This is a genomic window from Cellulomonas sp. GbtcB1 (assembly GCF_019091725.1).
GTDB lineage: Bacteria > Actinomycetota > Actinomycetes > Actinomycetales > Cellulomonadaceae > Cellulomonas.
Map to the genome: position 1 here is coordinate 1 of NZ_JAGXJG010000058.1, position 12,193 is coordinate 12,193.

Annotated in this window: 8 protein-coding genes and 1 pseudogene; 3 read left to right on the forward strand and 6 right to left on the reverse strand. The window is 73.2% G+C overall.

The features are described from left to right. Positions 1-123, forward strand: a pseudogene (locus KVT14_RS22600) (prolipoprotein diacylglyceryl transferase); the annotation flags it as partial. 414 nt (positions 124-537) lie between these two features. Here KVT14_RS22600 and KVT14_RS16925 read toward each other — a convergent pair. The 3 genes from KVT14_RS16925 to rfbB form a co-directional block, all read right to left on the reverse strand. Then, a complete protein-coding gene (locus KVT14_RS16925) occupies positions 538-1,836 on the reverse strand; it encodes an LCP family protein (RefSeq protein ID WP_308161132.1) in 1,299 nt (432 codons plus the stop codon). Between the two features lie 130 nt (positions 1,837-1,966). After that, positions 1,967-2,341 (reverse strand): SH3 domain-containing protein, encoded by a 375-nt coding sequence (locus KVT14_RS16930; RefSeq protein ID WP_217616738.1) that lies wholly within the window; start codon positions 2,339-2,341, stop codon positions 1,967-1,969. A 176-nt stretch (positions 2,342-2,517) separates the two neighbouring features. Further along, positions 2,518-3,513 (reverse strand): dTDP-glucose 4,6-dehydratase, encoded by a 996-nt coding sequence (gene rfbB, locus KVT14_RS16935; RefSeq protein WP_217616739.1) that lies wholly within the window; start codon positions 3,511-3,513, stop codon positions 2,518-2,520. Positions 3,514-3,682: 169 nt separating this feature from the next. Between rfbB and KVT14_RS16940 the strand changes: the two genes are divergently transcribed. Further along, positions 3,683-5,770, forward strand: coding sequence for a DUF4214 domain-containing protein (locus KVT14_RS16940; protein ID WP_217616740.1), 2,088 nt, complete (start codon positions 3,683-3,685; stop codon positions 5,768-5,770). A gap of 111 nt (positions 5,771-5,881) precedes the next feature. Here the strand turns inward: KVT14_RS16940 and KVT14_RS16945 are convergent, their stop codons facing one another. The 3 genes from KVT14_RS16945 to KVT14_RS16955 are packed head-to-tail and all read right to left on the reverse strand — an operon-like array spanning position 5,882 to position 10,093. Next, entirely contained in the window at positions 5,882-7,960 is a 2,079-nt protein-coding gene (locus KVT14_RS16945; RefSeq protein WP_217616741.1) for a glycosyltransferase family 39 protein, read from the reverse strand. Continuing rightward, positions 7,953-9,194, reverse strand: coding sequence for an ABC transporter ATP-binding protein (locus KVT14_RS16950; protein ID WP_217616742.1), 1,242 nt, complete (start codon positions 9,192-9,194; stop codon positions 7,953-7,955). Before KVT14_RS16950 ends, KVT14_RS16945 begins: the two co-directional genes overlap by 8 nt. Next, positions 9,194-10,093: an ABC transporter permease gene (locus KVT14_RS16955; protein ID WP_217616743.1), complete on the reverse strand. Its 900-nt coding sequence runs from the start codon at positions 10,091-10,093 to the stop codon at positions 9,194-9,196. Before KVT14_RS16955 ends, KVT14_RS16950 begins: the two co-directional genes overlap by 1 nt. Before the next feature lie 167 nt (positions 10,094-10,260). On the opposite strand from KVT14_RS16955, the gene KVT14_RS16960 reads away from it, so the two are divergent. Then, positions 10,261-12,150: a DUF4214 domain-containing protein gene (locus KVT14_RS16960; RefSeq protein WP_217616744.1), complete on the forward strand. Its 1,890-nt coding sequence runs from the start codon at positions 10,261-10,263 to the stop codon at positions 12,148-12,150. Positions 12,151-12,193 lie beyond the last annotated feature (43 nt).

A 12,193-nucleotide genomic window follows, 5' to 3' on the forward strand; every position in this document is an offset into this window, starting at 1 on the left:
GCGTCCTTCGGCCCGGGCGGCGACCCCGTGCGCGCGCTGTCCGTCTGGGAGGGCGGCCTGGGCATCTGGGGCGCCGTGGCGCGCGGGGCGGTGGGGGCGTACATCGGCTGCCGCCGGGCCGGGAACGGCCGGGGCCGACGGGGGCGGTCTGCCGGGGCGGTCGCGGGGCCGCGGGGCGGTCGCCCGCGCCGACGGGGACGGCGCTGGAGCCCTGCCGTGCGGAGGAGCGCACGGGCGTGGCGGGCGTGCCGCCGGCGGCGGGGTCGGCGGTGCCGCGGCCCGAGACGCGGACCGGGCGCGGGGCGTCGTCGCCGGGCGCGACACGCGAGGGCGCGTCGGGCGCGGGGCGCGGAGCGGAGGTGCGGCCGGGCCGAGCAGGCGGGCGGACCGGCCGGGCCACGGTCGGGTCGGGCACGGGGGCACCGACGGTGCGTGCGCCGTCGGCGGGGGGACGCCGGCCGGCCGCGCCGGGCGCGAAGCTCGGCGGCGTCCCGCGAGGGTCGTCGCGCTCCGGTCGGTCCTCGGGGCGGGCCACGGTCAGCCGCAGACGGCGGTGACGTCGCCGGCCGAGAACGCCTCCTTGCCCGCCTCGCGGGTCTGGGCGGGGTCCGGGGTGACGGGGGCGGTGGTGACGTCGCCGCCGGGATCGGCGGCGCCCGGATCCGTACCGGCATCCGTCCCGGTGCCCGCGTCCGTCCCGGTGCCGGCGTCCTGCTGCGTCGGGTCCTGGCTGGTGCCTGCCAGCATCGGCTGGTCCGCGGCGACGTTCGCCCAGATCGCGTCGGCCTCCGGGGCCCACACGACGCGGTACTTGTCGCTGGGCGCCGTCATGAACGGGATCGTCATGAAGGAGATGTTCGCAGCCGAGGTGCTGCGGAGGCTGTAGGCGAGCCCGGCCATGTCGGAGATCGACGAGAACCCCGAGTCGATCGAGAGCGACTCGGTCGCGGAGTCGAGGAACCGGATCAGCTGGGTGATGTCGGTGAGCATGTTCTTGCTCAGGAGCTCCCGGACGACCGCGGCGAGCAGCTCCTGCTGCCGGCCGAGCCGGTTGGTGTCCGACCCGTCGCCGACGCCCTCACCGGTGCGCGCCCGGGCGAATGCGAGGGCCTGGGTCCCCGTCAGCGTCTGCTCGCCCGCGTTCAGGAACAGGCCCGCCTTCGGTGCGTTCATGTCGTTCGGGATGCAGATCGGCACGCCGCCGATCGCGTCGACCATCTTGGTGAAGCCGGCGAAGTCCACCACGACGAAGTGGTCGATGCGGACCCCGGTGTTCTGCTGCACGGTGTTGACCGTGCACGCGGCGGCCGAGGCGATGTCCCCGCCGTTGTCCGCCCCGATCGCGAACGCGGAGTTGAACATCGCGTTGCGCTGGGCCGACGTGGTGCTCCCGTTCGACATGGTGCACGACGGGATGTCGACGAGCGAGTCGCGCGGGATCGAGATGAGCTCGACCCGGCTCCGGTCGGCCGAGATGTGCGCGACGATCGTCGTGTCGGACCGCATGCCGTCCACGTGGCCGCCGATCGCCTCGTTCTCGCCGTCGCGCTCGTCGGATCCCATGAGGAGGATGTTGACGTCGCGTCCAGCGTTCGGGTCGTCCGGGTCCGCGGGGCCCGTGGCGGTCGGCTCGGGCAGCGCCTGGATGAGGTCGCTCGCGTCGATCGTGTCGATGTTGCTGTTCAGCTGGACGTACAGCGCCGCGGCGCCGGACGTGCCGAAGCAGAGCACGCCGACGACCGTCAGCGCGACGCCGCGCAGGACCGTGTGGCTCCGCCGGGGGCGTCCGTGGCGGACGACGCGCGGGCGTGCGGGAGCGGCGTGGCGGGAGGTCACGGGGAGAGCATAGGAGCGAGAGCTCGGCCGTCGGCGCACTCCAGGGGGGTGCGCCGTGCAGGATTCGTGCAGATCACCCGGCTGGCGGGGTCAGGGTGCCGGCCCGGGCGGCCCGAGCCGGCACCGGGCCTCAGCAGCGCGGGAGGAAGTTCTTCACGATGCCGGTGTTCAGGTAGTAGTCGCTCACGTAGCCGCTGTTGTAGAGCTTGGTCCACGCGGTGACGCCGCCGACGCTCGTGCCCGGGGCCCAGCAGTCCACCTCGATGCGCTGGCCGCCGCTGACCGTGCCGACCACGCCGTACCCGGTGCCGGGGCCGGAGCGGATGTTGAGGGTGGTCACCGAGGTCTTGACGGTCGTGCACCACGCGTTGGGGTCGCTGCCCGCGGATCCGCAGCGGAACGGGTCGGCGCTGGCGCCGGTGGCCCCGGCGAGGAGCAGCGCCCCGCTGAGCAGCCCGGTGGCGAGGGCGGCGGTCGCGCGCCGCAGGGTGGTGGAGGTGCGCATGGTCCAGGAGCTCCTTCGTCCGAGGGGTCGAGCGGCGCGCCGACGACGCGCTCCTCGCAAACTAGCGCGAGCCGTGACTGGGCGTCATGGGTTTCGTGACCCGATGTGCCGGCCGCGGACGCGCGACGGCCGCCCGTCGCACCGGGGTGCGAGGGGCGGCCGTCGTGGGCGGGCGGTCAGCGGCCGAGCTGGGCGTACTTCGCCTCGGTGGCGTCCTTCTGCGGCCGCCACCAGGCCTCGTTGGCCTGGTACCACTCGATCGTCGCGGCGAGGCCGTCGCGGAAGGTCGTGTAGCGCGGCTCCCAGCCGAGCTCGGTGCGGAGCTTCGTCGCGTCGATGGCGTACCGCAGGTCGTGGCCGGGGCGGTCGCTCACCAGGTCGTAGGCGTCGGGGGCCTGGCCCGTCAGCTCGAGGATGAGCTCGACGACGGTCTTGTTGTCCACCTCGCCGTCCGCGCCGATCAGGTAGGTCTCGCCGAGGCGGCCCTTCGTGATGATGTCCCAGACGGCCGAGTTGTGGTCCTCGACGTGGATCCAGTCGCGGACGTTCTCGCCGGTGCCGTAGAGCTTCGGCCGCACGCCGTCGATCACGTTGGTGATCTGGCGCGGGATGAACTTCTCCACGTGCTGGTACGGGCCGTAGTTGTTCGAGCAGTTCGAGATGGTGGCGCGCACGCCGAACGACCGCGCCCACGCGCGCACCAGGAGGTCCGAGGACGCCTTGGTGGACGAGTAGGGGCTCGACGGGTTGTACGGGGTGTCCGGCGTGAACTTGGCCGGGTCGTCCAGCTCGAGGTCGCCGTAGACCTCGTCGGTGGAGATGTGGTGGTACCGGACGTCGTAGCGCCGCACCGCCTCGAGCAGCGTGTACGTGCCGATGACGTTGGTGTGCACGAACGGCCACGGGTCGTGCAGCGAGTTGTCGTTGTGCGACTCGGCGGCGAAGTGCACGACGACGTCGCTGTTCTTCACGAGGTCGTCCACGACGTCGTGGTCCGTGATGCTGCCCTTGGCGAAGGTCACCTGGTCCCACACCGGGGCGAGGCTCTTCTCGTCACCGGCGTAGGTCAGGGCGTCGAGGACGGTGACCTGGACCTCAGGGTGCTCGCGCACGACCTGGTGCACGAAGTTCGAACCGATGAAGCCGGCTCCGCCGGTGACGAGCATGCGCACGGGTGTGTCCTCCAAGGTGAGCGGGCGACGTCCTAGGGTACCGACTCGGCGCAGGGCGGAGCGCGGTGCATACCGGAGCAAAGCGGACGACGTCCGCGCGCATCCTTGACTCCGTGTCATCGAGGGCTCAGCCTGCGGAGGTACGCGCCCGGTCGATGTCAGGACTGCCATGCTCTTCCGCTTGCTCCTCGCCCTGTCGGTCGCCGCGACCGGCGCCACCGTCGTCCCGCCTCCGGACGCCTCGGGCCCGGGCCTGACGGACGCGGTGGTGCAGCACGCGGCTCGGGACGCGGCCACGGGGACGGACCCGGGTACCGAGGTGACGAGCACGGACCTCGTCGTCGCGTCCGCGGCCGACGCGCAGGCCGCCACCGCCGAGGCGTCGGAGGCCCTCGACGCGCCGGAGCCGACGCCGTCGGTCACGCCCGAGCCGTCGCCGTCCGCGTCAGCGGCGCCCGCTCCCGATGCGACCGAGTCGGGCCGTGCCGCGCTGGACGACCTGCTCGCCCCCCGCGTCACGGAGGACGAGGCCGCCGCTGCGAGCGTGGACCCCTCAGCCGCACCGGTCGTCGCGGACGCGCTGACCGAGGACGGGCGCGTGCTCACGCCGTCGGTCGCGACCGACGGCGTGCAGACGCTGGGCGTGACGTGGCCGACCGGGACCGACGTCACCGACCTCGCGCCCCAGGTCCGCACGCAGACCGACGGGACGTGGACGGGCTGGAGCGTGCTCGACGTGGCCGACGACGGGCCGGACGAGGGCACCGCGGACGCGCGCGCCGAGAAGCGCGGCGGCACCGACTCGTTCTGGATCGGCGACGCGGACGCGGTCCAGCTCTCCTTCGCGGCGACGGGTGACGGCGGTCCCGCCGACCTCGACCTGGCCCTGGTGGGCTCCGAGCTGGTCGAGCCGACTGCTCCGACGACGCGGAGCAGCGCGGCGTCCGACCAGGCCGTGTTCAGCAACGCGGTGGCGACCACCTCGGGAGAGGGGGCGACCGTCCTGCAGGCGGCCGCCGTGCCCGCCGTCATCACGAGGGCGCAGTGGGGTGCGCGGGCGCCGGTGTGCTCGCCGGACGTCGCCGGCTCGATCGTCGGCGCCGTCGTGCACCACACCGCGGGCAGCAACTCGTACGGGTCCGTCGCCGCCGCGATGCAGCAGATCCGCAACGACCAGGCGTACCACATCACCGGGCGAGGCTGGTGCGACATCGGGTACAACTTCGGCGTCGCCAAGTGGGGCAACATCTACGAGGGCCGCGTCGACAGCATGACGAAGCCGGTCATCGGGGTGCACGCCGGCGGGTTCAACACCGGCACGGTCGGCGTCGCCATGCTGGGCACGTACGACGCGGCGCCCTCCGCCGCGACCCAGGACGCCGTGGGTCGCGTCATCGGCTGGCGGCTGGGGGTCTACAGCCGCGACCCGCAGGGCTGGATGTCGTACGCGACCGGGAACGGCGAGAACTCCCGCTACCAGAACCAGACCGTCAACCTGCCGCGCGTGTTCGGGCACCGCGACGTCTCGTACACGGCGTGCCCCGGGAACGGCGGCTACGCCGCTCTGGGCACGATCCGCGCGGTCGCGGCGGCGAACCTCGGCACACCCGCCATGCCTCGAGCGACCGCGCAGGCCGTCGTGCGCGCGCTGTACGCCGACCTCCTCGGACGAGGGACCGACCCCACGGGGCTGAACACGTGGACGACCCGCCTCATGCAGGGGACCAACCAGGCGGACCTCGTCGCGGAGCTGACGCGGAGCGACGAGTACATCAACAAGCGGGTCGCCCAGGCGTACCGCGAGGTGCTCGGTCGCGAGCCCGAGCCCGCCGGGGCCGCCAACTGGCTGGCCGCGGTCCGGAGCGGGATCGCGACGGTCGACGACGCCCAGCGCCGGTTCTACGACTCGCAGGAGTACTTCAACCGGTCGGGCGGGACGAACGCGGGTTACGTGCGCCTGCTCTACACGACGGTGCTGGGCCGGTCGGCGACCGCGGCGGACGTCGCGGTCTGGGAGCCCCGGATGGCCACGGCGCAGGGGCGTGCGGCGGTCGTGGACGGGATCTGGTTCTCGCAGGAGGCGGCCAAGCGGCGCGCCGGTGCGTACTACCAGGTCTTCCTCCAGCGCGCGCCGGACGGGCCCGGCCTGCAGAGCTGGGCGAACGTGCTGCTGCAGCGGGGCGAGGGCGCAGTCCGCACGGGCATCGCCGGCTCGCAGGAGTACCAGAAGAAGGCGCTGGCGCGGTACCCGGCCTGACGGCCGGCACCCACGCACCGCAGGACCGCCCGGCGACGCCGGGCGGTCCTGCGGTGCTTACGGGCACCGACGTCCGCAGGGCGGCGCCCGGCGCCGACCGGGCCCCGGACGTCAGCCCCGCTGCGGCGCCTCGGCGATCAGCGTCCCGTCCTCGCCGATGGTGCCGATCCACACCCGGGATCGGGACACCTCGGTCTCGTACGGGATGTACGACAGCGCGTAGGACCAGCTGGTCATCTCCCCGCTGCGGTAAGGGGCCGGGACGACGTCGTCGGGCCACGGCAGGCCCTCGGCGGAGAAGGTCACGAACGAGACGTCGCCGCCCCACTCGCGCTCGATCTCGGCGAGATCCTCCGCAGTCGGCACGCCGCCTCGCTGGACGACCTCGACCCCGCACACGGAGCGCAGCGTCGCGAGGTACTGGGGCCCGCCGTGCCGGAGGTACACCACCTTGTCGGTGGGCAGCCCGGCGCACACGCCCTGGATCTCGGCGAGCCGCCCGCCCTGCTCGGGCACGCGCACCAGCTCGGTCCAGGTGGTGAGCGGGAAGAGCGCGACGGACAGGCCGAGCAGCGCGGCCAGGGACCGGCTCCACCAGCGCCGCGCGGTCCACAGCGCCTCGAGCACGAGGGTGGAGGCGACCAGGAACCCGGGGAGGGTGACGGGCAGCAGCCGTCGCATCGCCCACACCTGGTCGGGGCTGATGCTCACCTGCCAGAGGTAGAGCGCGGACGGGGCCGCGATCACGGCCAGCACCATGATCAGGCGGGGGTCCCGGCGCGAGATCGCGCGGTGGGCGAGGAGCGCCAGGCCGGAGAACGACAGCACGACCATCGGCCAGCCGAAGTACCAGGAGATCCAGCGGACCGACCAGTCGTCGTAGCTCCGAGCGGGCTCGATCGGCATCCCCTCCCGGTCCTGGAGGCCCATCACGAGGTCCGAGTACGCGGTGCCGACGGCGGTGCGCTCACCGGGGAGCCAGAGGAACCGGGTCGTCAGGACCACCGCGACCAGGGCGACCGCGACGACGCTCGCGACGGCGAGCCCGCGCCGGTGCCGGAGGACGAGCAGGCGCACGGGGTCCCAGGCGCGCGGGAACGAGATCGCCACCGCGACCACGACGGTGGCGGCGAGGGCGCCGGCGAGCAGCGAGAACTGGTCGCCGAGGTCTGCGAGGTAGCCCGGGCTGAGCAGGCGGAGGTCGGCGTACCCGACGGCGACGAGCGCGAGGGCGGCTGCGCCGGCGACGAGGAAAGCGACCCGCGCTCGGCGGCGGTGCCGCGGCAGCAGCGTCGCCCCTGCCACGAGGCCGAGGCCGGCGACGAAGCCGATCACCGTGGCCGCACCGTCGATCCGCGACAGTGCGGTCGCACCGATCAGCGCTCCGGAGAGCAGGTGGCGCCACCAGGAACGCGTCTCGAACGCGGACCAGGAGAGCGTGAGCGCGCCGAAGACGAGCGCCACGTTCAGGGGCTCGGTGTAGGCGGCGCGGGAGAACGCCAGCATCGGGATCGAGATGCCGAGCGTGGTCAGGGGGAGCAGCGCCCACAGCGGACCGACCACGCGGCGGGCGAGCCCGTACACGGCGAGCAGCGCCACCGCGCCGATCGCGAGATTGCCGACGAGGACCCCGGCGTCGCCGCGGGCCCAGCCGGCGAGCGCGATCAGGCCCGGCAGCAGCTTGGCGCCCTGCGCGTGGAGGGCCCCGTCGAGCGGGTAGTAGGCGGCGGTGTCCGCGCGCAGCCCGGGCACGGACTCGGCGAGCGCCTCGGCGGAACCCATGGGCAGATCGGCCGTGGGGTGCTCGGTCAGCCAGAAGCCCTCGAGCGTGAGGAAGCCCGGGTCCCGTGTCACGAGCACGTAGTTCGCGACGTAGGGGACGTTGAGGACGAACCAGGTCGCCGTCAGCGCGAGGGCGGCGAGCGAGCCCCAGCCGTGGGCAGGGGACCGGGCCGGCTGCCCGGGCATCAGCCGCCAGGTGGCGACGACGACGAGGACGCAGGCCGGGAGCACGACGACCGGTCGGAACTGGCCCGTGAGCACGGTCGCGGAGACGACCAGCGACACCCAGAACAGCAGCATCACGGCGCGGTCCGGGGCCGCCGCCACCAGGCCGAGCACGGTCGGTCGCGAGCGCGACCGCCCGCGGTGCGCCGCCCGGACCCGGCCCGCGCGCACGCGCTCAGGCACCGCCGAGGACCAGCTCGGGCGCCGCCCACACCGGGCCGACGGTGGTGCCTCCGGCCGTCACCTGGAACGGCGAGGCCTCCCGCAACCGGGAGAGCTCCACGCCGCTCGCGGCGGCGACCGCGCCGTGGCAGGTGTAGTGCCCTTCGCCGAGGCGGAGGTCGCGCAGCAGGAACTCGAACCGCTGGCGCCCGACCAGCGGCGGGAGCCGGCGGCCGATGAGGTGGGTGTTGGTGCCGATCACGGTGACGCCCAGCGCGGTCTCGATGCCGATGCCCACGTTGGGCTCCGGGACCGGGGCGGCGGCGTCGACCGTCACCACGACCGTGACATCCGCGCCCGGGGTGATTTCCGAGACGGCCGCCCCCGTCGCGTCCCGGAGCTCGACCGACGAGACGATCGCCCGCGGTGGTGCGGCGACCGCCTCGTTCTCGGCGGCGCCGCGCTCGGCGGCCTCGCGCGAGGCCGCCTCGCGCTGGTGCTCGATGTCCTCCTGGCGCTGCTGGTCGAACTCCTGGCGCAGCGCACGCAGCGCGTCGCGGGTCTCGCCGTCCGCGATCACCCGACCGCTCTCCAGGACGACGGCGCGGTCGCAGACGTCGGCGACCTGGTCGAGCGAGTGCGTCACGAGGACGATCGTCCGCCCGTCGTGCTGGAACTCGCGGATGCGGTCCATGCACTTGCGCTGGAACGGCTCGTCGCCGACCGCGAGCACCTCGTCGACGAGGAGGATGTCCGGGTCGACGTGCACCGCGACCGCGAAGGCGAGGCGGACGTACATGCCGGACGAGTAGAACTTCACCTGCGTGTCGATGAACCGCTCGATGCCGGAGAAGTCGACGATGGCGTCGAAGTACCTGTCCGTCTGAGCGGTGGACAAGCCCAGGATGGAGGCGTTGAGGTAGACGTTCTCCCGCCCGGTGAGATCGGGGTGGAAGCCCGCCCCGAGCTCCAGCAGCGCGGCCATGCGTCCCCGGGTCTGCACGGTGCCCGACGTCGGCTGCAGGATGCCGCCGATCGCCTTGAGCAGGGTGCTCTTGCCGGAGCCGTTGGGGCCGATCAGGCCCACGGTGGTGCCGGACTCGATGCTGAGGTCGACGTCCCGCAGCGCCCAGAAGTCCTCCTTGTGGAGGTTCGAGCGACCGAAGTTGACGACGCGCTCCTTGAGCGACTTCTCCTTGCGGATGACGAAGCGCTTGGACAGCCCGCGGACCTCGACGACGGTGGTGGTGGTCATCAGAGCTCCTGAGCGAAGTTGCCCTGCAGGCGCGCGAACACGCGCTGGGCGACGAAGGTGAACACGACGCCGACGGCGAGCCAGATCCACAGCATCCCTGCGAGGTTCTCCGGCACCGGCTGGTCGCTCCCGGCGACCCAGAACGTCTGCTGGAACCCCATGATCGCGGCCGTCATCGGGTTCGTGAGGTACAGCCGCTGCAGGCTCTCGCTGAGCTCGCCCTGGACCAGTGCCCACGAGTAGACGATCGGGGACGCCCAGAACGCGATCATGATGGCGATCTCGACGAGGTACTGGATGTCCCTCAGGTACACGTTGATGGCGGACAGCAGCAGGGACCAGCCCAGCGCGGTGACCACGATCACGGCCAGGGCGAGTGGCAGGTACCCCCACCGCGCACCGGTGGGGAAGCTGCCCACGACGAGCGTGGCGGCGATCAGGATCCCGAGCTGGATGGCGAAGTTGAACAGCGCCGACCCCATGGACGACAGCGGGAAGATCTCCCGGGGGAGGTAGACCTTCTTCACGAGCCCGGAGTTCTGGACGATCGACGACGTGCCCGAGGTGATGGCCTCGGAGAACAGCCCCCACGCGGTCAGACCCGTGTAGATGAAGATCGCGAAGTCCGGGATGTTGCGCGCCGCGCCCAGGAACTTGCCGAGAGCGATGTAGTAGATGAGCAGCATCGCGATGGGACGCATCAGGCTCCAGACGAAGCCGAGCGCGCTGTCCTTGTAGCGTGCCTTCACCTCGCGCTTGACGAGGAGGTGCAGCAGCTCGCGGTGGGCCCAGATGTCCCGGACGGAGGACCCGAACCCGCGGAAGAAGCCGGGGCGGGTCCCTGCGGTTCGCAGCGGCTGGGCGGCGAGCTGCTCGGCCCGCGCGTCGCGGAGGTCCATCGTTCTCCTGGGGGATCGTCCAGCGGTCGAGACTGCCCGACCGGCGCCGACAGCCTACCCGTCACCCGGACGCACCTCTCCGGGCGCTCTCCTGACGGCGGTGCCGACCGCGATAATGGGCGGGTCCGGCCCGCCCACCGCGGGTCCGCCGCACGATCGGAGCCCCCATGCCCGCCAGACCCGCGCGCGCCGTCGCGCGCCTCGCGACGCTCGTCCTCGTGGCGGCCGTCGCCCTCGTGACGGGCGGGCCCGTACCCGCACCGGCGTCGGCGGCCGTCCCCGCGGCGGCGGGGGACACCCTGACGTTCTCCGGCCACGGCTGGGGCCACGGTCGCGGGATGGGGCAGTACGGCGCGCTCGGCTACGCGGTGGACCACGGCTGGAGCTCGGCGCAGATCCTCGACCACTACTACGGCGGAACCGTCGCAGCGAACGTCGGGAGCCGCCCGATCACGGTCGAGCTGACCGCCCTCACCGGCAAGGAGCTCGTGGTGATCGGGCGCGACCTGCGGGTGAACGGGGCGGCGGTCGGCTCCGGCAACGTCGCGCTGCTCGCGCGCGCGCAGGCCGACGGCTCGGTGCAGCTGTTCACCGGTGCGAGCTGCGCCGGCCCGACGTGGACGCCGCTTCCCGGCAGCTTCCGTGCCGGTGCCGTCGACATCGGGACGGCGTCCCAGGCCGGGTTCGACCGGCTGATCCGGGTCTGCGAGTCCGCCGGCGAGCGCGCCTACCGCGGCTCGCTCACCGTCCAGCGGGTCAGCGGCAGCCAGATGACGTTCAACAAGATCGCGTCCGAGGACTACCTGCGCGGCGTCGTCCCGCGCGAGTCGCCGGCATCGTGGGGGTCGGCCGGGGGCGGTCGCGGGATGCAGGCGCTCATGGCGCAGGCGGTCGCCGCCCGCAGCTACGCCCTCTCCGGCACTCGCCCGTCGGGCGCGACCACGTGCGACACCACCGCCTGCCAGGTGTACTCAGGGGCGGCGTTCCAGGCCTGGAGCCAGCCGCAGACGATCCTCGACGCGACGGCCACGAACCAGGCGATCGACGCCACGGCCGGCGTGGTGCGCCAGGTGCCCGGCACGGGAGCCATCGCCCGGACGGAGTTCAGCTCCTCGACGGGCGGGTACACGGCCGGCGGCGTCTTCCCGGCGGTGGTCGACCTGGGCGACGCGGTCGGCTCCAACCCGAACCACGACTGGGTCGCGCCGATCGCGCTCGCCACCGCGTCCGCGCAGCTCGGCGTCGGCACGATCCGGTCGATCGCGGTGACGCAGCGCAACGGGCTGGGTGCCGACGGAGGGCGGGTGCTGCAGGTGGCCGTGACCGGTGCCGCCGGCTCCAGGACGATGACGGGCAACCAGGTCCGGGTCGCCCTCGGGCTGAAGAGCGACTGGTTCAGCATCAGCTGGACCTCGCCCGCCGAAGCGGCCTCGGTCGTCACGGCCCTGTACGCGGACCTGCTGGGTCGCGGACCGGACGCCACCGGGCTCCGCACATGGACCGGCCGGCTCCTGCAGGGCACCAGCCAGTCGGAGCTCGTCGCCACGCTGACCCGCAGCGACGAGTACATCAACAAGCGGGTGCGCCAGGCCTACGTGGAGGTGCTCGGGCGGGAGCCCGAGCCCGCAGGTGCGGCCAACTGGCTGGACGTGATCCGGCGAGGGGGCCAGACGGTCGACGACGTCCAGCGCCGGTTCTACGACTCCGCGGAGTACTTCGACCGGTCCGGCGGGACGGACGCCGGGTACGTCCAGCGCCTCTACCAGACGGTGCTCGGCCGGGCTGCGTCGGCTGCCGACCTCGCGGTCTGGGTGCCGCGGATGACGTCGCCGGAGTTCGGCCGCGGTCGCGTCGTCGACGGCATCTGGTTCTCCACCGAGGCTGCCAAGCGCCGGGCCGGCGCCTACTACCGCGTGTTCCTCCAGCGCGAGCCCGACGGGCCCGGGCTGCAGGGCTGGGCGGACGTGCTGCTGCGGAGCGGTGAGGGGGCCGTCCGCACCGGCATCGCCGGGTCGCAGGAGTACCGGAACAAGGCCGTCGTCCGCTTCCCGGGCTGACGACCGCGTCGGACCGGTGCCGCCGTCGCGGGTGGCACCGGTC

Coding starts and splice junctions, on each gene's coding strand:
- KVT14_RS16930 (WP_217616738.1), bottom strand. CDS start 2,341: ATGCGCACCTCCACCACCCTGCGGCGCGCGACCGCCGCCCTCGCCACC.
- KVT14_RS16940 (WP_217616740.1), top strand. CDS start 3,683: ATGCTCTTCCGCTTGCTCCTCGCCCTGTCGGTCGCCGCGACCGGCGCC.
- KVT14_RS16950 (WP_217616742.1), bottom strand. CDS start 9,194: ATGACCACCACCACCGTCGTCGAGGTCCGCGGGCTGTCCAAGCGCTTC.
- KVT14_RS16955 (WP_217616743.1), bottom strand. CDS start 10,093: ATGGACCTCCGCGACGCGCGGGCCGAGCAGCTCGCCGCCCAGCCGCTG.
- KVT14_RS16960 (WP_217616744.1), top strand. CDS start 10,261: ATGCCCGCCAGACCCGCGCGCGCCGTCGCGCGCCTCGCGACGCTCGTC.